General features: G+C 60.1%; 16 protein-coding genes. 5 read left to right on the top strand and 11 right to left on the bottom strand.

Features of this window, described 5'->3' with window-relative positions:
• The first annotated feature begins 420 nt into the window (after positions 1-420).
• A protein-coding gene (locus HU773_RS09925; protein WP_202883632.1) for an IS3 family transposase occupies positions 421-1,556 on the top strand; the annotation gives its coding sequence in 2 pieces (ribosomal slippage) (positions 421-673 and positions 673-1,556; 1,137 coding nt in all).
• 747 nt (positions 1,557-2,303) lie between these two features.
• On the opposite strand, the gene HU773_RS09920 is transcribed toward HU773_RS09925, so the two are convergent.
• The 11 genes from HU773_RS09920 to mtnA form a co-directional block, all read right to left on the bottom strand.
• Positions 2,304-2,537, bottom strand: a complete 234-nt coding sequence (locus tag HU773_RS09920) for a LapA family protein (protein ID WP_120732339.1) — start codon at positions 2,535-2,537, stop codon at positions 2,304-2,306.
• 25 nt (positions 2,538-2,562) lie between these two features.
• The gene (gene ihfB / locus HU773_RS09915; RefSeq protein ID WP_032888918.1) at positions 2,563-2,859 is read right to left on the bottom strand and encodes an integration host factor subunit beta; all 297 of its coding nucleotides are present in this window, start codon (positions 2,857-2,859) and stop codon (positions 2,563-2,565) included.
• Positions 2,860-3,188: 329 nt separating this feature from the next.
• Positions 3,189-4,883 (bottom strand): 30S ribosomal protein S1, encoded by a 1,695-nt coding sequence (rpsA, locus tag HU773_RS09910; RefSeq protein ID WP_029298694.1) that lies wholly within the window; start codon positions 4,881-4,883, stop codon positions 3,189-3,191.
• A 121-nt stretch (positions 4,884-5,004) separates the two neighbouring features.
• Positions 5,005-5,694: a (d)CMP kinase gene (gene cmk / locus HU773_RS09905; protein WP_057439220.1), complete on the bottom strand. Its 690-nt coding sequence runs from the start codon at positions 5,692-5,694 to the stop codon at positions 5,005-5,007.
• The gene (locus HU773_RS09900) at positions 5,691-7,901 is read right to left on the bottom strand and encodes a bifunctional prephenate dehydrogenase/3-phosphoshikimate 1-carboxyvinyltransferase (RefSeq protein WP_264083209.1); all 2,211 of its coding nucleotides are present in this window, start codon (positions 7,899-7,901) and stop codon (positions 5,691-5,693) included. Before HU773_RS09900 ends, cmk begins: the two co-directional genes overlap by 4 nt.
• Positions 7,902-7,929: 28 nt before the next feature.
• Positions 7,930-9,042: a histidinol-phosphate transaminase gene (hisC, locus tag HU773_RS09895; RefSeq protein ID WP_186626157.1), complete on the bottom strand. Its 1,113-nt coding sequence runs from the start codon at positions 9,040-9,042 to the stop codon at positions 7,930-7,932.
• 9 nt (positions 9,043-9,051) lie between these two features.
• Positions 9,052-10,146, bottom strand: coding sequence for a prephenate dehydratase (gene pheA / locus HU773_RS09890; protein WP_025113086.1), 1,095 nt, complete (start codon positions 10,144-10,146; stop codon positions 9,052-9,054).
• On the bottom strand, positions 10,146-11,231 hold the full coding sequence (gene serC, locus HU773_RS09885) for a 3-phosphoserine/phosphohydroxythreonine transaminase (RefSeq protein ID WP_128593801.1): 1,086 nt from the start codon (positions 11,229-11,231) through the stop codon (positions 10,146-10,148). The genes pheA and serC overlap by 1 nt, the downstream gene beginning before the upstream one ends.
• Positions 11,232-11,458: 227 nt before the next feature.
• Positions 11,459-14,113 (bottom strand): DNA gyrase subunit A, encoded by a 2,655-nt coding sequence (gene gyrA, locus HU773_RS09880; protein ID WP_057439222.1) that lies wholly within the window; start codon positions 14,111-14,113, stop codon positions 11,459-11,461.
• 332 nt (positions 14,114-14,445) lie between these two features.
• Positions 14,446-19,377: a membrane-targeted effector domain-containing toxin gene (locus tag HU773_RS09875; protein ID WP_186626158.1), complete on the bottom strand. Its 4,932-nt coding sequence runs from the start codon at positions 19,375-19,377 to the stop codon at positions 14,446-14,448.
• Between the two features lie 149 nt (positions 19,378-19,526).
• Positions 19,527-20,603: an S-methyl-5-thioribose-1-phosphate isomerase gene (gene mtnA / locus HU773_RS09870; protein WP_057439224.1), complete on the bottom strand. Its 1,077-nt coding sequence runs from the start codon at positions 20,601-20,603 to the stop codon at positions 19,527-19,529.
• Between the two features lie 109 nt (positions 20,604-20,712).
• On the opposite strand from mtnA, the gene HU773_RS09865 reads away from it, so the two are divergent.
• From HU773_RS09865 to HU773_RS09850, 4 genes are all read left to right on the top strand, one after another.
• A complete protein-coding gene (locus HU773_RS09865) occupies positions 20,713-22,044 on the top strand; it encodes a TRZ/ATZ family hydrolase (protein WP_057958895.1) in 1,332 nt (443 codons plus the stop codon).
• Positions 22,045-22,107: 63 nt separating this feature from the next.
• Positions 22,108-22,806 (top strand): bifunctional 2-polyprenyl-6-hydroxyphenol methylase/3-demethylubiquinol 3-O-methyltransferase UbiG, encoded by a 699-nt coding sequence (gene ubiG, locus HU773_RS09860; protein ID WP_003172645.1) that lies wholly within the window; start codon positions 22,108-22,110, stop codon positions 22,804-22,806.
• A 4-nt stretch (positions 22,807-22,810) separates the two neighbouring features.
• Positions 22,811-23,482, top strand: coding sequence for an N-acetylmuramic acid 6-phosphate phosphatase MupP (gene mupP / locus HU773_RS09855; protein WP_057439225.1), 672 nt, complete (start codon positions 22,811-22,813; stop codon positions 23,480-23,482).
• Positions 23,483-23,619: 137 nt separating this feature from the next.
• Positions 23,620-24,360, top strand: coding sequence for a YciK family oxidoreductase (locus tag HU773_RS09850; protein ID WP_032863166.1), 741 nt, complete (start codon positions 23,620-23,622; stop codon positions 24,358-24,360).
• Positions 24,361-25,442: the final 1,082 nt, after the last annotated feature.

The raw sequence follows: 25,442 nt of genomic DNA, 5'->3' as shown, positions 1-25,442 counted from the left end.
ATCAGATGCCAGCAGCAACGGCTGACCCTGGACATCAGCCGAGATGTGAGGGCGAAAACTGCTTATCCCGCTGGGCTATAGACAACAAGTTGCAGGCTAGTTTCCTTATAAAATAAAATCCTGCATTGCCTGGGGAAGACATTGCGGATCGACGGCTTGTTCAAACCTGCATCGCTACCCACCTGGGTTGGCGAGCCGGGCTCCTTCGCACGAGCCGGCTACACCCCCGTCTGGAACAGGTCCGCGTTTTCACGACGATCGGAACGCTCCGTGGCAATCGCGTAATAGGTGAAACCATTCAGAATGGCGACGCCATCAACGCCTCTCGAATAAATCATCACAAGCTTGATATAAGCACTGTGGACTGCCCCCGGCATCGTAGACATCTCCAGCCTATGCTTTGAGCATAGGAGGAAGTTTATGAGCACCCAACGATTCACGCCGGAATTCAAGGCAGAAGCCGTGAGGCAAGTTATTGAACGCGGATACTCCGTTGCGGAAACAGCCGAGCGCCTCGGCGTTTCGACCCACAGCCTCTACAAATGGGTCAAAGCCGTGACGCCTGACAAAACCGAGAAACAGGCCAGCGAGTTGCTCGAAGCCAAAAGTGAGATTTTGCGGCTGCGAGCCCAAATGCGACGCTTGGAAGAAGAGCGCGACATATTAAAAAAAGCAGCGCGGTACTTCGCCAGGGAACCCGAGTGAAATACCGCTTTATGAACGAGCATCGGCATCAATACGCGATCACTACGCTGTGCCGGGTTTTGCAAGTTGCTCGTGCCGGGTTCTATCAATGGCTACACAAGCCTGTTTCTGACCGCGAAAAAGAGAATGGTCGGCTGTTAGGGCTGATCCGCGACTCCTATGCGGCCAGTCGAGGTGTGTATGGCGCACGGCGGGTGTTTGCTGACTTGCGCGAGGCTGGAGAAAGTTGCGGCAAGCACCGTGTCGCGGCACTGATGCGCACCAATAAAATCAAGGCGCTCAGAGGATATAAAGCCCCGCGCGCAATCAAAGGCAGACCATCGATCATTGCCCCCAATCGACTTAACCGGGCCTTCACTGTCGATGCCCCTAATAAGGCTTGGGTGACCGATATCACTTACATCCGAACGTGGCAGGGATGGCTATATCTGGCTGTCGTACTGGATCTCTACGCTCGCAAGGTGGTCGGCTGGTCAATGAAGCCAACGCTAGGCAAGGAGCTGGCGCTGGACGCGCTGCTCATGACGGTATGGCGCCGTAAACCCAAAACCAGAGTCATCGTGCATTCGGACCAGGGTAGCCAATATGGTAGCGATGACTGGAAACGTTTTTGTCTGGCCAACCACCTCGAGCCGAGTATGAGCCGCCGAGGAAACTGCTGGGACAATGCCGTGGCTGAGTCTTTTTTCAGTAGCCTGAAAAAAGAACGCATCCGCAAGAGGATCTACAAAACCCGGGACATGGCCCGTGCCGACGTATTCGATTACATTGAGGCGTTTTACAACCGAACGCGTCGTCACAGTCACCTGGGCGGCGTCAGTCCTGAGGCCTTTGAAAGTGCCTCACTTTGAGGCTGGAAAATGTCTACGGAAGCGGGGGCAGTTCACTGAGGAAGTCGACCTTCTTGGGATCGGGCAAAATGAGCTCAATAGGGTCACGATTAAACTCCTCGAAACTCTGCCTCAAGGTCCGGCCAGGCTGCTCAAAGGCCTCGAACAGCTTCTGGTTTGAGCGGAAAACCCCAAGTGAGTATCGGAGGATTTCAATGAAGCCCCCACTCTGACGAGAGCGTCACCAGAAGGAAGCGTATAAATCTCGGAGCGATTCAAAAAATTCAGTCCGTTAATTGCAGCCGGGCGCAACATACTACTGACTTCGTATTGAGGAGGCGCAGCAAGACCATGACTCACTCTTTCCGCTTCCAGATAGCCTGAGAACGTGCAACAAGGTCAATCTCTCCGGACCAAAAAATCGGGGGCGCGCGGAAGCTCCTACGCACAACAAAACCCTACCCTCAAAGAGAAACTGCGGGCTCGTTATGCAGACGACCTTGTGGTTTTTTATATTTATGAGGGGCGACCAAATAGCCCAGCTTCGCTGCCAGGCAGATGCCACACAAAATGACCGCAATCTCGTCGTAGATTGCAAAACTAGACATGCCTGCAGGCAATTCCTATTTCGCGACTCAATTGCACGATAAATGATTATAGGGAGCCCTAAAGCCATTACTTCCCGACGGCACAGCAGCGCTCAACGCATCGCAGCCCGTAGCACCAGCGCGCTACAGGCGACAGACGGTCTCCACCACGAGATCAACCCTACAACGCTGGGGTCTGACGTTTTCTGGGTCGAATCAGCAAGCCGAGGACCGGCCCCACCAACATCCCAACAATCAACGCCAACGTCACAAACACCGACACCGGCAGCTCCGGCGTAGACCACCCCAAGAACGCCAGGGCGACGTCTTGCTGGTTTTCCAGTACGAATGCCAGGATCGCCAAGGCGACGATCAGCACTATCAGTACCAGGGCGACGCGCTTAACACCGCGCATAAACTTCTCCTATCCCCAAAAAAGCTCAGACGCCGTCTTCTTCGTCTTCGTTCACTCGATCACGCAATTCCTTGCCCGGCTTGAAATGGGGCACGAATTTGCCGTCAAGGCTGACCGACTGGCCGGTTTTTGGGTTGCGGCCCACGCGTGGTGCGCGGTAGTGCAGCGAAAAGCTACCAAAGCCGCGGATCTCTATTCGGTCACCCGTGGCCAGGCACTGGGACATTTGTTCAAGCATGGTCTTGATGGCCAACTCCACATCCTTGGATGAGAGCAGCCCTTGATGGGTGACAATTCGTTCGATCAACTCCGACTTCGTCATATTTTTCCCTTCTTTTTCAAGCAGCTAGGAAAAGCGCTCCGAAGGTTTTAGCATGACCAGATGAATTTGAACAGCCTGTGGCTTGACTTATCTTGCGCAAACTATGGCAGCCCTCACAGAATCCGCGATAACAGCAGATAGCCCCCAGGAAGCCACAGCAGACGTCTTACCGACAAACCGCTGTCAGTGCCGGAATCAGCAACCCTAAGCCCGTACGCAGCCTCAGCCCGCCCCCATTGCGTAGACCAATCGCACCCAAGGGCAAAACCCAAATTCCAGACACAAAAAAGGGCGACCGAAGTCGCCCTTTTTCTATGGTCTGACAGAACTTAGTTCTGTTTTTCCATCTGTGCACGCAACAGGTCGCCCAGAGTGGTCGGACCCGAAGCAATGTCAGAGGTAGCTGGCTTGTCGCGCAGGCTCTGGATTGCTTCTTTCTCTTCGATCTCGTCTTTCGACTTGATGGAGAGTTGGATTACGCGGCTCTTGCGGTCAACGCTGATGATCTTGGCTTCTACTTCCTGGCCTTCTTTCAGAACGTTACGCGCGTCTTCAACGCGATCACGGCTGATTTCGGAGGCTTTCAGAGTCGCTTCGATATCGTCACCCAAAGTGATGATGGCGCCTTTAGCGTCAACTTCCTTCACGATGCCTTTAACGATTGCACCCTTGTCGTTCTCTTGAACGTACTCGGAGAACGGATCGCTTTCCAGTTGCTTGATACCCAGGGAGATGCGCTCGCGCTCTGGGTCAACCGACAGGATAACGGTGTCCAGCTCGTCGCCCTTCTTGAAACGACGAACAGCTTCTTCGCCAACTTCGTTCCAGGAGATGTCGGACAGGTGAACCAGGCCGTCGATACCGCCGTCCAGACCAATGAAGATACCGAAATCGGTGATCGACTTGATGGTGCCGGAGATTTTATCGCCCTTGTTGAACTGGCCAGAGAAATCTTCCCATGGGTTAGATTTGCACTGCTTGATGCCCAGGGAGATACGACGACGCTCTTCGTCGATGTCCAGAACCATAACTTCCACTTCGTCGCCGACTTGTACGACTTTCGAAGGGTGGATGTTCTTGTTGGTCCAGTCCATTTCGGAAACGTGTACCAGGCCTTCCACGCCTTCTTCCAGCTCTGCGAAGCAGCCGTAGTCGGTCAGGTTGGTAACACGCGCGGTTACGCGAGTGCTTTCTGGGTAACGGGCTTTGATAGCAACCCATGGATCTTCACCCAGTTGCTTCAGGCCCAGGGAAACACGGTTGCGCTCGCGATCGTATTTCAGAACCTTGACATCGATCTCGTCGCCAACGTTGACGATTTCGGAAGGATGCTTGATGCGCTTCCAAGCCATGTCGGTAATGTGCAGCAGGCCATCGACGCCACCCAGATCGACGAATGCGCCGTAATCGGTGAGGTTCTTGACGATACCTTTGACTTGTTGGCCTTCCTGCAGGGATTCCAGCAGAGCTTCACGCTCGGCGGAGTTCTCTGCTTCCAGGACGCTGCGACGGGAAACGACAACGTTGTTGCGCTTCTGGTCGAGCTTGATGACCTTGAATTCGAGCTCTTTGCCTTCCAGGTGCGTGGTGTCGCGCACTGGACGAACGTCAACCAAAGAACCTGGCAGGAACGCACGGATGCCGTTAACGTCGACTGTGAAGCCGCCTTTAACCTTACCGTTGATAACGCCCTTGACCACTTCTTCAGCTGCGAAGGCTGCTTCCAGAACAATCCAGCATTCAGCGCGCTTGGCTTTTTCACGGGAGAGCTTGGTTTCACCGAAGCCGTCTTCAACCGAGTCCAGAGCAACGTGAACTTCGTCACCGACATTGATAGTCAGGTCGCCAGCGTCGTTGTAGAACTGCTCAAGCGGGATGAGTGCTTCAGACTTCAGACCAGCGTGAACGGTTACCCAGCGAGCTTGGTAATCGATATCAACGATAACACCGGTGATGATGGAGCCAGCCTGAAGATTCAGGGTTTTTAGGCTTTCTTCAAAGAGTTCCGCAAAGCTTTCGCTCATTTTAATTCCTGTTGATAAGGGCGAAGAATACGCCCATCTGCCACACCCCAGACGGTGTGGGTTACGTTCATATAAGAGAAGAAGCGCAGGTCTAGGACTGGTCCCCTGCACTTCCTCTAAGTCATCCGGCGATATCGCGCAGGGCGATTTCACTCAAGATGCGTTCCAGCACCTGCTCGATGGACAATTCCGTGGAATCCAGCTGTATGGCGTCAGCCGCCGGTTTGAGCGGGGCTACCGCACGCTGGGTGTCGCGCTCATCGCGCGCACGAATCTCATCTAGCAGACTCGACAGACTAACACCATCCACCTTGCCCTTCAACTGCAAGTAACGGCGGCGCGCCCGCTCCTCGGCGCTGGCCGTCAGGAAAATCTTCAGCGGCGCCTCGGGAAACACCACGGTGCCCATGTCGCGACCATCGGCCACCAGGCCCGGCGGCTCCTGGAAAGCCCGCTGGCGCTGGAGCAATGCATCACGCACGGCAGGCAACGCAGCAACCTGGGACGCCCAGGAGCCGACCTGCTCGTTGCGCAGATCATCCGTCACATCATCCCCTTCCAGGATAATGCGCAGCGCATGACCTTCGGTCGCACCGACGAACTGCACATCCAGGTGCGCCGCCAGCAGCACCAACGAGGCTTCGTTGGTCAGGTCGACGCCGTGATTGCGCGCCGCGAAAGCCAGCAGGCGATACAACGCCCCGGAATCCAGCAGGCACCAACCCAGGCGCTTGGCCAACAGGCCCGCGACAGTGCCTTTGCCAGAGCCGCTTGGCCCGTCGATGGTAATCACCGGTGCTTTGATATTCACAATTGAGCCTCTTGGGCAACACGCATGCCGACTTGGGCAGACAGTGTAAGAAAATTCGGAAAAGATGTAGCTACGTTGGCACAGTCATGGATACGAATCGGCGCAGTGGCGCGCAGGGATGCCACGCTGAATGCCATGGCAATCCGATGATCGCCGTGGGCATGCACCTCACCACCGGTCATGCCGCCGCCATCAATGATAATCCCATCAGGGGTCGGCACACACTTCACCCCCAGCGCCAGCAGACCGTCGGCCATCACCTGGATGCGATCGGACTCCTTGACCCGCAACTCTTCGGCGCCACGCAATACCGTGCGCCCTTCGGCGCAGGCAGCGGCGACAAACAACACCGGGAACTCGTCGATAGCCAGGGGCACCAGGGCCAGGGGAATCTCGATACCCTTGAGCCGTGCGGCGCGCACACGCAGGTCTGCAACCGGCTCGCCGCCCACTTCACGGGGGTTTTCCAGGGTAATGTCTGCCCCCATCAGGCGCAGGATATCGATCACCCCGGTGCGGGTCGGATTGATCCCCACATGCTCCAACAACAACTCGGAACCCTCGGCAATCGAAGCCGCCACAAGGAAAAACGCCGAAGAGGAAATGTCGCCCGGCACCTCAATGCGGGTTGCCACCAACCCATGACCTGACTCAACCGCTGCCGTCGCCCCCTTAACCTCCACCGGGCAACCAAAACCGCGCAACATGCGCTCAGTATGATCGCGGGTGGGCGCAGGCTCGGTCACCGCCGTCCGGCCTTCGGCGTATAGCCCCGCCAGCAACAGGCTGGATTTGACCTGGGCACTGGCCATCGGCAGCGTGTAATTCATACCCTTGAGCACCTGCCCGCCACGAATAGTCAGCGGCGGCTGCCCCTGGGGCCCGGTCTCGATCACCGCACCCATTTCTCGCAACGGCTTGGCCACACGATTCATCGGGCGCCTGGACAGCGAGGCATCACCGGTCAGGACGCTGTCAAAACGCTGCGCCGCCAATAAACCGGACAACAGACGCATGGACGTACCCGAGTTACCGAGATAAATCGGACCCGGCGCAGGCTTCAAGCCGTGCAGGCCAACGCCATGGATAGTCACCCGCCCATGGTGCGGGCCCTCGATCACCACGCCCATGTCGCGGAACGCCTGCAGGGTCGCCAGGGCATCTTCACCCTCGAGAAACCCTTCGACCTCGGTAATACCCTCCGCCAGCGACCCGAGCATGATCGAGCGATGGGAAATGGATTTATCCCCCGGCACCCGGATATTGCCGCTCAACTGCCCGCCCGGATTGGCGACAAACACCACATCATCCGCATTGGCGGCAGCATCCATATACGCCCGGCGCGCGAGAATCTTGCTGAAGTGCTCCCGCGCCACTCGCGCCCGGGTAAAGACGCCCAGCAACTGGTGCCCATCTCCCGCATCGACCGCGTCGCGCAAGGCGTCGAGGTCACTGCGAAAGGTGTCCAGGGTGCGCAACACGGCCTCGCGGTTGGCGAGAAAGATGTCGTGCCACATCACCGGATCGCTCCCGGCAATTCGCGTGAAATCGCGAAAACCGCCGGCGGCGTAACGGAAAATCTCCAGGTTCTCGTTGCGCTTGGCCAGAGAATCCACCAGGCCAAAAGCCAGCAGATGCGGCAGATGGCTGGTCGCCGCCAGCACTTCATCATGGCGCTCGACCTGCATATGCTCGACATCCGCGCCCAGTTCGCGCCACAGCCGATCCACCACGGCCAGGGCCGCCGGGTCGGTTTCTGCCAGCGGCGTGAGGATCACCTTGTGCCGCCGGAACAGCTGGGAGTTGGACGCTTCCACCCCACTCTGCTCGGAACCGGCAATCGGATGCCCCGGCACGAACCGCGCCGGCATGCCGCCAAACGCCAGGCGCGCCGCGCGCACTACATTGCCCTTGGCGCTGCCGACATCCGTGAGGATCGCCTGCCCCAGATCCATGCCGGCCAACAACGCCAACAGTTTTTCCATGGCCAGGATCGGCACCGCCAACTGAATGACATCAGCGCCCTGGCAGGCAACGGCCAAGTCCGCCTCACAGCGGTCCACCACCCCCAGCTCTACCGCCAACTGGCGCGATTGCGGGTCCAGGTCCACACCGACCACTTCGCCACACAGGCCGCTTTCGCGCAGGCCCTTGGCAAAGGAGCCGCCAATCAATCCCAGACCGACCACCACCAGGCGACCGATCACAGGCACAGCAGGTTGCATTGCAATCACATCAACCACGGGCCAGGACCTTGGCCAACGCCTCAAGGAAGCGACTGTTTTCAGCCGGCAAACCGATGGTGATGCGCAAGTGGTTCGGCATGCCGTAATTGGCCACCGGACGCACGATCACGCCTTCGCGCAGCAGACCCTGGAAGACCGGGGCGGCCTCTTGGGCGAGATCCACGCAGACAAAGTTGCCCTTGGACGCAATCCAGCTCAGACCCAGTTCGCGGAAGCCTTGCTGCAGCTGCTGCATGCCGCTTTCGTTGATCCGTCGCCCCTCTTCCAGGTACTCGGCATCCTTGAGCGCCGCACAAGCCGCCGCCAATGCCAGGCTGTTGACGTTGAACGGCTGGCGCACGCGATTCAGCACATCCGCGACGACAGCTGTGGATAACCCGTAGCCGACCCGCAGCGACGCCAGGCCATAGGCCTTGGAGAAGGTGCGCGATACCAGCAGGTTCGGGTAGGCCGCAAGGAAGTCCAGGCCGTCGGGCAGGTCGCCGCCCTCGGCATACTCGATGTAAGCCTCGTCCAACACCACCAGCACATGCTCAGGCACATCCTGCAGGAACTCGTTCAGCGCGTCGGCACCGAACCAGGTACCGGTCGGATTGTTCGGGTTGGCGATAAACACCACGCGGGTCTGGGCATCAATGGCCGCCAGCATGGCCGGCAGGTCATGCCCCCAGTCCTTGGCCGCAATCACCCGCGCCTCGGCACCGACCGCCTGGGTGACAATCGGATACACCGCAAACGCGTGCTCACTGAATACCGCGTTCAGGCCAGGGGCCAGATAGGCACGCGCCACCAGCTCCAGGATGTCGTTGGAACCGTTGCCCAGGGTGACCTGGCTCAACTCGACCCGGCAGCGCTCGGCCAACAGGGACTTGAGCGTAAAGCCGTTACCGTCGGGATAACGGGTCAGCTCCGCCAATTCTTCACGGATCGCGGCCAGCACCTTGGGGCTTGGGCCCAACGGGTTTTCATTGCTCGCCAGCTTGACGATCTTCGCCGGATCCAGATTCAACTCGCGCGCCAACTCGTCCACAGGCTTGCCCGGAACGTAAGGCGAGAGTTGTTGCACGCCCGACTGCGCCAGGGCGAGGAAGTTGCCACTCATGTCAAAGCCTCACAAAACCGCTTTCGGGTAAGAGCCCAGCACCTTGAGTGCCACGGCTTCCTGACTGATTTTCTCCAGCACACTCTTGACCAGCGGATCACGGTGGTGGCCGACGAAGTCGATAAAGAACACATAAGTCCATTTACCGCTGCGCGAAGGACGCGTCTCGATGCGTGTCAGGTCTATCCCGTTGTCGTGGAACGGCACCAGCAGTTCATGCAGCGCGCCAGGCTTGTTGCTCATTGAGACAATGATCGAGGTCTTGTCGTCGCCGGTTGGAGGCACTTCCTGGTTGCCGATCATCAAAAAGCGTGTGGAGTTATCCGGGCGATCCTCGATTTTCTCGGCCAGGCGCGTCAGGCCGTACAGGCCAGCCGCCATATCCCCGGCAATCGCCGCCGAGTTCCACTCACCCTTGACCCGCTTGGCCGCTTCGGCGTTGCTGGACACCGCCACGCGCTCGACATTCGGGTAATGGGCATCCAGCCACTTGCGGCACTGGGCCAGGGACTGGGCGTGGGAGTAAATGCGGCTGATGCTGTCGGTCTTGGTGTTTTCACCCACCAGCAAATGATGGTGAATACGCAGCTCGACTTCGCCACAGATCACCATGTCGTGTTCAAGGAAGCTGTCGAGGGTGTGGTTGACTGCGCCCTCGGTGGAGTTTTCCACCGGCACCACACCAAAATTCACTGCGCCAGCGGCCACTTCACGGAACACTTCGTCGATGGCGGCCATCGGCTTGCTGATCACTGCGTGACCGAAGTGCTTCATGGCCGCCGCCTGGGTGAAGGTCCCCTCGGGGCCGAGGTAAGCCACTTTCAAGGGCTGTTCAAGGGCCAGGCACGAAGACATGATCTCGCGAAACAAGCGCGCCATTTCTTCATTGCCCAGCGGCCCCTGGTTACGCTCCATCACGCGCTTGAGCACCTGGGCTTCGCGCTCCGGACGGTAAAATACCGGCACTTCGCCTTCAGCCAGGGAGGCCATCTTGACCCGCGCCACTTCCTGGGCACACCGCGCCCGCTCACTGATCAGCTCCAGGACTTTGGTGTCCAGGGCGTCAATGCGCACACGCAGGGCCTTGAGTTCTTGCTCAGACATTAGCCGTGTTCCTTTTCGAACTCTGCCATGTAGGCCACCAGCGCCTTGATGGCATTGATGTCGACGGCGTTGTAGATCGAGGCGCGCATGCCGCCTACCGAACGATGGCCCTTGAGGTTCAACAGGCCACGCTCGTCGGCACCGGCCAAAAATGGCTTGTCCAGGCGGTCGTCGGCCAGGCGGAACGGCACGTTCATCCACGAGCGGGCGCTCAGGCTGATCGGGTTGCTGTACAGGCCGCTGGCGTCGATGAAGTCGTACAGAGTGCGCTTCTTCTCTTCGTTGAGCTTGCCCATGGCAGCCACACCGCCCTGCTCCTTGAGCCACTCGAACACCAGGCCCGAGAGGTACCAGGCAAAGGCCGGCGGGGTGTTGTACATCGAGCCGTTGTCGGCCGCGACCTTGTAGTTGAGCATGGTCGGGCACACCGAGCGAGCACGCCCGAGCAGGTCTTCACGGATGATGTTGACCAGGATGCCGCTTGGACCGATGTTCTTCTGTGCGCCGGCGTAGATCATGCCGTAGCGCGACACATCCATCGGGCGCGAGAGAATGTCCGAGGACATGTCGCACACCAACGGGACATCACCCACTTCAGGCACCCAGTCGAATTCCAGGCCGCCGATGGTTTCGTTCTGCACGTAGTGAACGTAGGACGCGTCCTTGGACAGCTTCCACTCATTCTGGCCTGGAATAGCGAAATAATCGTAAGGCTTGGCCGTACCGGCCACGTTGATATTGCCGTAGCGCGAGGCTTCTTCAATGGCCTTCTGCGACCAGATACCGGTGTCGATATAGTCGGCAGTCCCGTCTTCGGGCAACAGGTTCAGCGGCAATTGGGCAAATTGCTGGCTGGCGCCGCCCTGCAGGAACAGCACCTTGTAGTCCGACGGAATGTCCAGCAGGTCACGCAGATCCTGCTCGGCCTTGGTGGCAATGGACACGAACTCATCGCTGCGATGGCTCATTTCCATGACCGAGAGGCCTTTGCCATGCCAGTCGAGGAGTTCACCCTGCGCACGCTGCAGGACTGCTTCAGGAAGTGCCGCGGGGCCAGCACAGAAGTTATAGGCTCTCTTGCTCACATCCAATCTCGCTCTGATCTGGTGGTCACATAATTCGTGTTCGACACATAACCCCATGTGGGAGCGGGCGTGCTCGCGAAGGCGGCGTGTCAGGCCACACATGCGCTGACTGATACACCGCCTTCGCGAGCAAGCCCGCTCCCACAAGGGAATGCGCAGTATTGCAAATTTTCAAAGGGGACAAATAACAAGGGGGCGAATCTTCATCCGCCCCCTTGGTTGCCCGCTTATTCCTGCGGTTCTTCTTCGTCTGCGGCAGCATCGAGGGTTGGCTCGTCGACGCTGTCATCGCCGGCTGCGATCACCTCGCCATCGAATTCCTCGCCTTCCAGCTCCTCGCCTTCGACTTCCGATGGCTCCTGGACACGCTCCAGACCCACCAGGGTCTCGTCGCTGGCCAGCTTGATCAAGGTCACGCCCTGGGTGTTACGGCCCAGGCTCGACACTTCATCAACACGGGTACGTACCAGGGTGCCCTGGTCGGAAATCAGCATGATTTCCTCGCCATCGAGCACCTGGACCGCGCCGACCAGGCGGCCGTTGCGATCGTTGCTGACCATGGCGATAACACCCTGGCCGCCACGCTTGTACTCGGGGAACTCGCCGATGGCGGTACGCTTGCCATAACCACGGGCCGAAGCGGTGAGGATCTGGCTGCCTTCTTCCGGGATCAGCATGGAAATCAGCTTCTGCCCTTCCGGCAGACGCATGCCGCGCACACCACGAGCGGTACGGCCCATGGCACGCACGTCGGATTCCTTGAAGCGTGTCACCTTGCCGCCGTCGGAGAACAGCATGACTTCACGCTCGCCATCGGTAATGGCTGCGGAAATCAGTACGTCGCCTTCGTCCAGCTCCAAGGCGATCAGGCCCACGCTGCGCTGGCGGCTGAAGGATTCCAGCGGGGTCTTCTTCACAGTGCCCTTGGCGGTGGCCATGAAGATGAAGTGACCTTCGGTGTATTCCTCGACCGGCAGCATGGTGGTGATGTATTCATCAGTGTCCAGCGGCAACAGGTTGACCAGCGGACGACCACGGGCGGCGCGGGACGCTTCCGGGATCTCGTAGGTCTTGAGCCAGTACACCTTGCCCTTGCTGGAGAACAGCAGCAGCGTGGTGTGGCTGTTGGCTACCAGCAGGTGAGCGATGTAGTCCTCATCCTTGACGCCCGTCGCCGACTTGCCTTTACCACCACGACGCTGGGCCTGGTATGCAGCCAACGGCTGGGTCTTGGCGTAGCCACCGTGGGAAATGGTCACCACGCGCTCTTCTTCCGGGATCATGTCACCCAGGGTCAGGTCGAGGCGCGCATCAAGGATTTCAGTGCGGCGCACGTCGCCGTATTCGGCGCGGATCACTTCCAGCTCTTCGCGGATCACTTCCATCAGGCGCACGGCGCTGTTGAGGATGCGGATCAGCTCGCCGATCTGGTTGAGGATTTCCTGGTACTCGGCCAGCAGCTTTTCGTGCTCGAGGCCGGTCAGGCGGTGCAGGCGCAGTTCCAGGATAGCCTGGGCCTGTTCCGGCGACAGGAAGTACTTGCCATCGCGCAGGCCGTATTGCGGGTCCAGGGTCTCCGGACGGCACGAATCGGCACCGGCACGTTCAACCATCGCTACTACCGCGCTGGATTCCCATGGCATCTTGATCAGTGCTTCCTTGGCTTCCGACGGCGTCGGCGAAGCCTTGATCAGGGCGATGACCGGGTCGATGTTCGACAGTGCAACCGCCTGGCCTTCCAGGATGTGCCCACGTTCACGGGCCTTGCGCAGTTCGAACACGGTACGGCGAGTAACCACTTCGCGACGGTGACGGACGAAGGCTTCCAGCAGATCCTTGAGGTTCAGGATGCGCGGGCGACCGTCGATCAGGGCCACGACGTTGATACCAAACACGCTTTGCAGCTGGGTCTGGGCGTAGAGGTTGTTGAGGATCACCTCAGGCACTTCGCCACGACGCAGCTCGATCACCACGCGCATACCGTCTTTGTCAGACTCGTCGCGCAGTTCAGTGATGCCTTCGAGTTTCTTCTCTTTAACCAGCTCGGCGATCTTCTCGATCAGACGCGCCTTGTTCAACTGGTAAGGCAGCTCGGTGATGACGATCTGCTGGCGGCCACCGACCTTGTCGATGTCTTCGATCATCGAACGGGCGCGCATATAGATGCGGCCACGACCGGTACGATAGGCTTCGATGATGCCGGCGCGACCGTTGATGATTGCGGCGGTCGGGAAGTCCGGGCCGGGGATGTACTGCATCAGCTCATCGACGGTCAGCTCAGGGTTGTCGATAAGCGCCAGGCAACCGTCGATGACTTCACCGAGGTTGTGTGGCGGGATGTTGGTGGCCATGCCCACGGCGATACCGCTGGAGCCGTTGACCAACAGGTTGGGAATACGGGTCGGCATGACCGCCGGGATCATTTCGGTGCCGTCGTAGTTCGGCACCCAGTCCACGGTTTCTTTATGCAGGTCGGCCAGCAGCTCGTGCGCCAGCTTGGTCATGCGTACTTCGGTGTATCGCATGGCTGCGGCGTTGTCGCCGTCCACCGAACCGAAGTTGCCCTGGCCGTCTACCAGCAGGTAGCGCAGGGAGAATGGCTGGGCCATCCGTACGATGGTGTCGTACACCGCAGTGTCGCCGTGAGGGTGATACTTACCGATCACGTCACCGACAACACGGGCAGATTTCTTGTACGGCTTGTTCCAGTCGTTACCCAGCTCGCTCATCGCGAACAGCACACGCCGGTGCACGGGCTTCAAGCCATCGCGCGCATCAGGCAGTGCCCGCCCGACAATTACGCTCATTGCGTAGTCGAGGTAGGACTGTTTCAGCTCGTCTTCGATATTGACCGGGAGGATTTCTTTGGCCAGTTCGCCCATGAGAAGCCTGATTCCTTTTTCGGGTGAAACCTCGTCGCGTCCATATGAGACGAACGAAGCTCGCCGCTGCCGGCAAAGTGCCTGACAACGACTTACGACAAATCAACGAGTTATGACACGGATCTGCACGTTATAGGTAGCCCCTCGGGGCGACCCTGGAAACCGCCGAATGTTATCACAATCGCCGCCACGCACCTATCCCCCTGATGCGCATGGAGTGTAGTTAGTTGACCAGTGACAGGCTGAATGGAGCCGAGAGGCGCTCAGAGACCCAACGGCCTCGCAATTGAGCCCGCAATTGGCTGTATTTCGCCGCGCAAACGCCAATAGGCCTATAAATTGTCAGGCCCTTCAGGCCGACGCGCAGGAGAATGGGTGACATCCAACTCAATTTCCACATCCGGCGCAGCCGCCCCTGAAAACCATCCGCGCCTGCCCGGCGCCCTGAGAACCGTGGGCTGCCCGGCCCTGGCGTCGCTGATGCGCACGCCAATCCCCCCGGTAAGCTCGGCAATTCCCGGCACGCCGTCGGTGGTATTCATGTGGGCTGCTCCAACCCACGCGATCCATCTGCCGCCGTCTTCTGGGTGATAAGCCTGAATCTGACGAACAGCGAAGTAATTCATGTCTTCAATCCGGCTCGACATATCAATCGAAGGCCTGCCGGTGTAGCGATCCCTGCGCAGCGTCAAATAGTCATCATCCAGCCCACGCACCCTCAGGCCACAGGCCTGGGCCCTCCTTGACACCACGCTGCGCGCACTCACCGAACCGGGCGAAACCAATAGCATGGGCGACCCGGTGGCATGGCTACCCTCGATGTACAGCGTGCGAAAGCCGCGATCATAAAGCGCCTGCATCTTATCGGTCAGAAACGTGACACTGGCTTTTTCCGCATGGTTTTCCCCCAGCACCAAACCTTGCACCGATTCCGGCCACCCGCGAATCAGATCATCCACCGTGGCCGACGCCCCCAGAGAAAGCGCCTCGGGCCGAGGAGGTATCTGCACCGTCTCGAAGAATCGCCGACGATCCCGAACAAACCAGGCGTCATAGTAATCGACCGTTGAAGCAGGTAAACCGTGGAAACCGTGGCTGTTGAATCTGTATTGATCTGTTGTCAGATACTCCTCCACAGGCAATTCCATCGAGAGTTTCGAGCCGGATTTCCCCGCGCCCCTGACCCCGATCGAGTGCCAGTGCCCAGACCTGCCGGAGCGCAGAAAACCCACCTCGGTGCGCCGCTGGGCATCAATGACCTGTACGGTCAAACCGCCTTCGCCGTAGAGCTTGAAATCGCTTTTTATGCGCAATACCACTGCATTGCCCTGCCTATCCACCGGGCGAATCAAGTACTCACCCGCCTGGGTGCGGTAAATACCCTTGGCATTAGGTTCCAAACCTCGGAGCAACACGACCGCTTCGTCGCGAGGCACGGCACTGGCCTTCCACGCCTCGGGGATGAGCGAGGCTGGCGTTGGCGGGCGCGACGCCTGTAGAAGGGACCGCGCAGGCACTGCCGGCGGGCTGAAAAACGGACTGCGGATCGCCAGGGGCCTGACACCGAGCACCTCGCCCCCCTCAATTACAGCATCCATACTCAGACGCCATCCACCAGGCCCATCACGCAGAACCAGCCCCGGAATAGCCTGACCGCGCGCCCGAAAATTACCCACCGCAGAGTGCGCCAACCGGCTCCAGAGCCGCGGGATCGAAGAGCCCCAATGAAGCCCCCAGGGCAGCATATCCAGCAGCATCCCTGCCACCTCTACCCCAAACATCAACTTATTGAAGGTCGATTGACGACTGACTTGCGCATTCGTATTGGCACCGCGCTGCGCAAGCTCTACCAAGCGAAAAACCTGCAAGTAGTACAGGGCTTGCAGCAGGGACGATCGACAAGGCACCAACTGCACATTCAAGGGCGGCAGACGCTCCAGTGGCTTCACGCCACTGAGAAAAAAAGTCGCCAGGCCCTCAGCGAAAAGCTGATATTTCAAACCCGACGAGACCAGGCTTTCAATCACTTGCTGGGACTTTACGCACAGTCGCTCCAGGAGATAGGCCCGCCACTGCGGCCTGCCGATCAATGCTATCAGCTCGCTATCTCCGGCCAACTCCCGCAAGTCCAGGCCGTCGGGCGCATTGGGTGCATAAAGCACCCGCTCGGCATCTTCTGCGGTCGAGATCACGACCAACCCCTGCACCCACTGGCTCCCCCCGCGCTCAGGCTCGGCGTCAGGCACCCCTAACATCAGGATATTTGCCACGACCGCCCGCCCCTCCACCCGAGGCCGAGCAGCGGGTGCCCATGCCGCCAGCACCGCCTCCACCCATTGCTGCGCACGTTTTTTCGCAGGGTCAGCCGTTAATACCGTTTTATAGATGGCTGGATTGAGCCGTGCCGACTGGGCTGCATACTCCAACGTGGCAGCCTGGCCCGCCATCCATGCCTGTGCCAGCCGCTCGGCCGCCGCCGAGGTGGCAGGCGGCGCGAATGTTTTCTTTAGAACATCCTCGCAATAATGATGACCGGCATCGATTTCTTTTACCCAGCGCTCAATCGTCTCGCGCGACAGCTTAAGCGCCTCGCCACGCACGTCGAACACGCGTCGCCCGTCGGCATACGTCAGGGACGCCTCGATACTGACCCTCGACGTCCAGGCGATGCTCCCTTCCCACGGTTTGAGGTTCTTGAGGGTCAGCTCAGTCAAGCCCATACGTTCGACGTACACGCTTTCAACAGGCGGCGTCACGCCCGGCTGGGACACATAGGTAACCCGAACAGCCTCGGTGCGCACGACGATGATCTTGTCCGGATCGATCTGCTCCACTGCAGAACCGGGCAAACCACGCGCCTCCAAAAAATCTCGCAGCCTGCCTCTGAGCTTCTGCCTGGCATATCCGTGCAACGACTCAAGGCCCTCAAGCAACGCTGCCAGAGCCTGGTTTTTTTCCTGCGCGACCAGCGCCGCCTCCTGCAAGCGCTCCCGATCCGTTGCCGCCAACGCCTTTTGCCAACCCGGCGCCGCCTGTTCTTCCAACAACTGGTTACGCACTACAAAAGCTGGCGCCGTATCCAACTGGGGCGCCAGGTCAATGACTCTGTCCACCGTTCCAGGGCGCAGGCGATTATCAGCCTCAAGCACCAGGCGCAGATCTCGCTGCTGTTTGCTCAGCAAGGCTTCAACCCCGTGGGCGACAAAATCGCCTTCTATTACCTCCGGGACGAGTGCAAGCCGCCCCGTCCAACGGCCGGTTTGCTGGCCACGCACATCGGCTGGCAGGCCACCGGCCAACTGGAGACCTTCAGGTGCACCCTCGTCAAGGCGCCGCCCCACCTCGGCATTAAGGCTGCCCAGGCTCGAAAATGCCTCAAATCCCTGGGCAACCGTCCACAACACCAGCGGCCCGCCGGGCGGGCTGACACTGTCCGGGCTAAGCATAAACGCCGTGGCAAATCGCTCCCCGCCGGTCAAGGTCAGACTGTAGATTCGGGGGCGTTGCGCAAGGGGAAACGCCAGCTCGCGGGCGACAGCAGTGGGGTATTTCAATACCTTGTCGATCAGTTGCCGATGGGACGAGGTCAAAGTGCCATCCATCGTGCGCAAGGCCGATTCGGTCGCCAGTATTTGCTTGCGCACCCGCGTCAGCAAATCGACGGGCGCGCCCTGGTCGCGCTGAGCCGTACTCCAAAATTCGCCCAGCAGCCCGGCAAATTGTTGTTTCAGTGTCGTCACCAGGCTGCTCGGCGTGCCGACCTGCTGCAGCCTGTAACCTTCATCCAGGGTATTGGGTTCTACGTAAAACGCGCCGTCCGCATAGTCTTCAGTACCACCGCCCTCCCATAGCGTATCGAGCAGCGATTCCAGCGTCTGGGACGCATATGGCTGCCCATCGGGTCGAGAACGGGTGAAAAAGATCTGCAGGGGGCTGATCTTCCCGCTGAAGCTGGGGAACAGTGTTTTCAACTGCTGTTGGAAAAACCCATCAAACCCGGGCGCGCCCGCAAGCAATTGCCCCGTCAAGCGGTTTAGCTTGTTTATCTGCCGTATCAGGTTCTGTTGCTGGTCGCCCACGGCAATGCCAGCAGAGGGCACCACCGGCAACGTATCAGGGCGAAGCGGGCGCCGGAGCAGGTCCCCCGGCAAGCCTGTGGGCAGCGCCAGCACCTGCGCAACCCGGGTATCAATCCCCGACCGGACGGGCAAAAAAGCGGCGCGCGCATTGACCCGTTGCTGGGCCAGTTGCTCGTCCAGGACCTGCCCCAACAGAGAACCCCGGGCATCCGGGAGCATCCCCACCAGCCCCCAATACGCGCGCCGCTCCCGGCGCAAGGCAAGCACTTGCTCGCGCTCAGGCTGCGCAACGTTTACGAGGATTTCATCGCGCTCCCCCGCGACTGCCTGCCGCAAGCTGAGAGCGGCCAATATTGCAGAGTCGCTGGCAAACTCCTCCAGGCCGCGCTGCGGGGTATAAAGCAGCACCGGCCGACTTTTGGTCAGCCCTCCCCGCCACGCCAACACAAACGCAGCCGACAGATTGATATCCTGGCCCGCGCCTCTGAGCACCAGGCGAAACATTGCCACCTTGGGCGGGTCGCTCGCGGGTTGGGACTGCTCGGCAAGCAGGCTGCGCGCCAGGGCCCAGCCATCGGCCGTGAGCCCAACCGTCGGATCCGCCAGGTTATCGGCCCTGCGTAACGCCGCTTCTGCCGCCAGTTCACCCTGGCGATAACGCAGCCAGGTGTCACGCGAGGTCAACTCATTGCCTTGGCGAACAGGGTTGTACCAGAACCGGTCCAGGTGCTGGCGGAAATGCTCGAACAGCCCCTGAAGGTGCTGATTGAGCACCTCGACGAACGTTTCAGGATCAATATCGAGCAGGCTCTGGTGGCCCGTTGCAGGGTTGATCGCAGAAAAACCGTTTATGGATGAGTCGAGCGGGGCCGCGCCTGACACCAGGGCCTCCTGCATCGCCTGGGTCATTGAACGCGGCGTGACACCGGATGGCAGCTCCTCCAGCAGCCACACCGTATCAGGGTCGATTTCCAGCTCGGGAAATTGGCGATCAAGCGCCTGTTGGAACGCTTCGCCACTGATGCGCGCCAGCGACGGCTGGTGCCGCACCAGGCGTTCGCAGAATGCACTCTCGGCTTGCAGCTGTTGCAAATGCCAGGCCCGGCTGGGCACTGGAAGGACGCCCATCAACTCACGGTCGTCAATGAGCGGGTCAGGCATGGAAGCTGATGTAACGGTAGACATGAATAGGTGCCCCGAAGGTGATCATGGGCCACGGCCACATCGTCATGCTCGCGGGCGCTGACGCCCACACTCAGAAATGCCGTGACATTGATCACCATCCTGCGAGAACCCCTCGCCCAGACGGCCTTACACTTGTACTACTGACCGCCTCAATGCAGACGCTTGCGGCACATCAACTTTGCCAATTTGGCCGTATCCGGGCGCTCGACGATGCCTTTTTCAGTCACGATCACGTCAATCAAGTCGGCCGGGGTCACGTCAAATACCGGGTTAAAAGCCGCTACATCGGCGGCAAAGCGCTGCCCGGCGACTTCCAGCAACTCGCCGGCATCCCGCTCTTCGAGGGCGACGTCATCGCCAGTAGCCATCATCAAGTCCAGGGTAGAGCTGGATGCCACCACCATAAAGCGCACGCCGTGGTGCATGGCACACACCGCCAACTGGTAGGTGCCGATCTTGCTGATCACGTCGCCATTGGCCGCGATGCAGTCGGCGCCGACAATCACCCAGGTCACGCCCTTGGTCTTGAGGATATGCGCACCGGCCGAGTCGGCATTCACCGTGACCGGGATACCCTCGCCCGCCAATTCCCAGGCGGTCAGCCGCGAGCCTTGCAGCCAGGGGCGAGTTTCGTTGGCATAAACCTGCTCGACCATGCCTTCCAGAAACGCCGCACGGATTACCCCGAGCGCAGTACCCACACCGCCGGTGGCCAATGCCCCCGCGTTGCCATGGGTCAGGATGGCCTGAGCATTGCCCTGGTGCTTGCGGATCAACTCGACGCCCAGTTGCGCCATGGTCAGGTTGGCTTCGCGGTCACTTTCATGGATCGCGATGGCTTCGGCCTCCAGCACCGCCAATGGGTCGGCGTGGTTCTTGAGGCGGTCGAGGCGGTCGCGCATGCGCTTGAGGGCCCAGAACAGGTTCGACGCGGTGGGCCTGGAGTCGGCCAGCAGCGCGTAGTCTTCTTCCCACGACGCCTGCCAGTCACCGCCCTCGGCGATGCGCTCACGGGCGGCGAGCACCAGGCCGTAGGCGGCACTGATGCCGATCGCCGGCGCGCCGCGCACCACCATCGCGCGAATGGCTGCAGCCACCTCGTCGACCGTCGCGCATGTCACCCAGCTTTCCCGGGATGGCAGCGCACGCTGATCGAGCAGGTGCAGTGCGCCATCACGCCACTCTATGGCCTTCACTTTCTCTGCTGCCAACAGTCGATCGCGCATCCATCACCCCGTACTCATCAACAAAAGCCGCCGATTATAGCGATCCGCCCGCCAGGGCGCTCGGGTATACTTCGCCCTCTTTATATGACCGCCCCGGACGATGCTCGCTATGACACCACCCGCCGCCCCGCTCGACTTATTGCTGCTGCCAAGCTGGCTGGTACCGGTCGAACCTGCGGGCGTGGTGCTCAAGGCACATGGCCTGGGCATTCGCGATGGGCGCATCGCGTTTATCGGCCCGCGCGACCAGGCGCTGAAGCTGGCGGCCCATGAAGTGCGCGAGTTGCCGGGGGTGCTACTGAGCCCGGGCCTGGTGAATGCCCACGGCCACGCGGCCATGAGCCTGTTTCGCGGCCTGGCCGACGACCTGCCACTGATGACCTGGCTGCAACAGCATATCTGGCCGGCCGAAGCCAAGTGGGTCGACGAGGCCTTCGTGCGCGACGGCACCGACCTGGCAATTGCCGAGCAAATCAAAGGCGGCATCAGTTGCTTCTCGGACATGTACTTCTTCCCCAAGGTCGCCAGCGAGCGCGTGCATAACAGCGGCATGCGTGCGCAGATTGCGATTCCGATCCTCGACTTCCCGATCCCCGGCGCGGCCACTGCCGACGAGGCAATCCGCCAGGGCGTGGAGCTGTTTGGCGACCTCAAGCATCACCCGCGGATCAAAATCGCCTTTGGCCCCCATGCGCCCTACACCGTCAGCGATGCAAACCTGGAAAAAGTCCGGGTCATCGCCGAGGAACTGGACGCCGCGATTCATATGCACGTCCACGAAACCGCCGGTGAAGTGCAGCAGTCCGTCGAACAGTACGGCGAGCGGCCCCTGGCCCGCCTTGCACGCCTGGGCTTGCTCGGCCCGCGCTTGCAGGCCGTTCATATGACCCAAATCAGCGAAGAAGACCTGGCGTTGCTGGTAGAAAGCAACAGCAGTGTGATCCATTGCCCGGAATCCAACCTGAAACTGGCCAGTGGCTTCTGCCCGGTGGAACGCCTGTGGCAGGCCGGCGTCAATGTGGCAGTAGGCACCGACGGCGCGGCAAGCAACAATGACCTCGACCTGCTGGGCGAAACCCGCACCGCCGCGCTACTGGCCAAGGCCGTCGCCGGCTCGGCCAGCGCCCTGGATGCCCATCGCGCGCTGCGCATGGCCACCCTCAACGGCGCACGGGCCATGGGCCTGGAAACGGAAATCGGCTCGCTGGAAGTGGGCAAGGCTGCAGATATCGTGGCCTTCGACCTCTCGGGCCTGGCCCAGCAACCGATCTACGATCCGGTGTCACAGCTTATATATGCCACTGGGCGCGATTGTGTGAAACACCTTTGGGTCGGCGGCAAGCAACTGCTCGACGACCGGCAACTGACGCGCATGGATGAACAACAGCTGAGCGCCACGGCCATTGCCTGGGGCCGGCGCATCAGCGGACACCACGAATAACGCCGGCCCCGGATCGAAATTCCTGGCCAGGCAAAACGTTTTATCGGATTTAGAGGACTACCCATGAGTAACGTCGACCACGCCGAAATCGCCAAATTCGAAGCCCTGGCCCATCGCTGGTGGGACCGCGAAAGCGAGTTCAAGCCCCTGCACGACATCAACCCGCTGCGGGTCAACTGGATCGACGAGCGGGTCAACCTGGCCGGCAAGAAAGTCCTCGACGTGGGCTGCGGTGGCGGCATTCTCAGCGAAGCCATGGCCCAGCGCGGCGCCACGGTGATGGGTATCGACATGGGCGAAGCGCCCCTGGCCGTGGCCCAACTGCATCAATTGGAGTCGGGCGTGAGCGTCGAATACCGGCAGATCACCGCCGAAGCCCTGGCCGAAGAAATGCCCGAGCAGTTCGACGTGGTGACCTGCCTGGAGATGCTGGAGCACGTGCCCGACCCATCGTCGGTGATCCGTGCCTGCTTCCGAATGGTCAAGCCCGGCGGCCAGGTGTTCTTCTCCACCATCAACCGCAACCCGAAGGCCTACCTGTTCGCGATCATCGGTGCCGAATACATCATGAAGCTGCTGCCGCGCGGCACCCATGACTTCAAGAAGTTTATCCGTCCTTCCGAGCTGGGTGCCTGGAGCCGTCAGGCCGGGCTGACCGTCAAGGACATCATCGGCCTGACCTACAACCCCCTGACCAAGCACTACAAGCTGGCCAGCGACGTCGACGTCAACTACATGATCCAGACCCTGCGAGAGGAATAAGCCTGTGAAGTTGAAAGCGGTTCTTTTCGACATGGACGGTACGCTGCTCGATACCGCGCCGGACTTTATCGCCATCTGCCAGGCCATGCGCACCGAGCGCGGGCTTGCACCGATCAACGACCAGCATATCCGCGATGAAATTTCCGGCGGCGCCCGGGCCATGGTCGCCGTGACATTTTCCATGGACCCGGAGTCCCCAGGCTTTGAAGAGCTGCGCCTGGAGTTCCTCGAACGCTACGTCAAGGGCTGCGCGATCCATAGCAAGCTGTTTGATGGCATGGCCGAACTGCTGGAAGACATCGAGCGCTCCAAGCTGATCTGGGGCGTGGTGACCAACAAGCCATTGCGCTTTGCCGAGCCGATCATGGAGCAACTGGGCCTGGCCCAGCGCTCGGCGCTGCTGATCTGCCCGGACCACGTAAAGAACAGCAAACCCGACCCGGAGCCGCTGATCCTGGCCTGCAAGATGCTCGACCTGGACCCGGCCAGCGTGCTGTTCGTGGGTGACGACCTGCGGGATATCGAATCGGGCCGCGACGCCGGGACCCGTACCGCCGCCGTCACCTATGGTTATATCCACCCCGACGACAACGCCCGCAACTGGGGCGCCGACGTTGTGGTCGATCACCCGCTGGAGCTGCGCAAGGTGCTCGATAGCGCACTCTGCAGCTGCTGACACTGAAACACTGAGATCAATGTGGGAGCTGGCTTGCCAGCGATAGCGGTGAGTCAGCTGCCGCTTTATTGACTGACACTGCGCTATCGCGAGCGAGCCCGCCCCACATTCAGACTGAATTTTTGTTGAGGTCGATTATGTTTGATTACTCCGCACGCCCAGAATTGCTCAAGGATCGGGTCATCCTGGTCACCGGCGCCGGCCGCGGGATTGGTGCAGCGGCGGCCAAGACCTACGCCGCCCACGGTGCCACCGTGCTGTTGCTGGGCAAGACCGAGGCCAACCTGGCCCAGGTCTACGATGAAATAGAAGCCGCCGGCCACCCGCAGCCGGTGGTGATCCCGTTCAACCTGGAAACCGCCCTGCCCCATCAATACGACGAGCTGGCGGCGATGATCGAAAAAGAATTCGGCCATCTCGACGGGCTGCTGCACAACGCCTCGATCATTGGTCCGCGCACGCCGATCGAACAGCTGTCGGGCGAGAACTTCATGCGCGTCATGCATATCAACGTCAACGCCATGTTTATGCTGACCGCCACCCTGCTGCCCCTGCTCAAGCTGTCCCAGGATGCTTCGGTGGTGTTCACCTCCAGCAGCGTCGGGCGCAAGGGCCGGGCCTACTGGGGCGCCTATGGCGTGTCGAAGTTCGCCACCGAAGGCCTGATGCAGACCCTGGCCGACGAACTCGACACCGTGGCGGCAGTGCGCGCCAACAGCATCAACCCCGGCGCTACCCGGACCAGCATGCGTGCCCAGGCTTACCCTGGGGAAAACCCGGCCAACAACCCGCTGCCGGAAGAGATCATGCCGGTGTACCTGTACCTGATGGGCCCGGATAGCTCGGGGATCAATGGGCAGGCGTTCGACGCGCAATAATCTTCGGACATGACACTACGCCATTGTGGGGCTTGTGTGGGAGTGGGCTTGCCCGCGATGGCCATAGGTACAGGGATCTACACAACTCTTTTCTGGGGTTGTGTACATATCCGTTGCTGCGGTCATGGCGGCTATTGGTTCCGCTCTTACAGCGGGTCACTTTTGGAAAAGAGCCCCAAAAGTAACCAAAAGGGCTCCTGCCCCACCACTCGGCACCTCGCCCAGGCTCGGTGTGCCCGTCATCCGACATTGATTTGGGGGGCCGCCGCGATGGGCCATCCATGGCCCAGCGCGGCTAACCCGGCGTCCTGCCGGGCTACCCCCCAAATCAATATCGGATGACGGCCAGCGTGGTTTAACGGGGCGCCTCAGATCAAAAGCAAAGCGAGGCGGCCTGACAGCCGACCTGATCGTCGAAGCGTGCGCGTACCCCTGTGGGAGCTGGCTTGCCTGCGATGGCGCTGTATCAGTCGATAAATGTATTGGCTGATGTACCGCCATCGCAGGCAAGCCAGCTCCCACAGGGGGGGGAATGCAGCTTCGCGCTCTGGCATTGCTGTTGCTGTTGCTCTGCTTTTGATCTGGCTTTTGATCTTGATCTTAGGCGCCCCGTTAAACCACGATGGCCGCAGGCAGGTATTGCGCAGTGGGCACCCCGGCATGGATGCCGGGGTAGCCGCGACACGGCCAGGGATGGCCGATCGCGGCGGGCCCACGGAGCAATGCCTGACTGCGGGCATGCCGAGCCTAGGCGAGGCACCGAGTGGTGGGGCAAGAGCGCTTTGCTTACTTTGGCGCTCTTCCAAAGTGAGCCGCCGTAAGGGCGGAACCCTAAGTGGCCGTGACCGCAGCAACGGATATGTACACATACCCAGAAAAAAGTTGTGTGATACCTACCGCCATCGCAAGCAAGCCCACCCGCCAAAATGGGCCTGCGCCAAATTTCCACCACGCCTTTTCCTCAATAAACCCCATCCCCTTGTTTTATAAGAACAAAAAACTAATTGCACTAAATGGCACGCTTTTCGCTCCAATTTGCTTAAGCAGGCAGCGCGACATCAAGACGTGCGGCATGGGATCAG

The sequence above is a fragment of the Pseudomonas shahriarae genome (assembly GCF_014268455.2).
Taxonomy (GTDB): domain Bacteria; phylum Pseudomonadota; class Gammaproteobacteria; order Pseudomonadales; family Pseudomonadaceae; genus Aquipseudomonas; species Aquipseudomonas shahriarae.
Note: the sequence above shows the minus strand (reverse complement) of the source record. Positions and strands in the feature narration are given on the sequence as shown.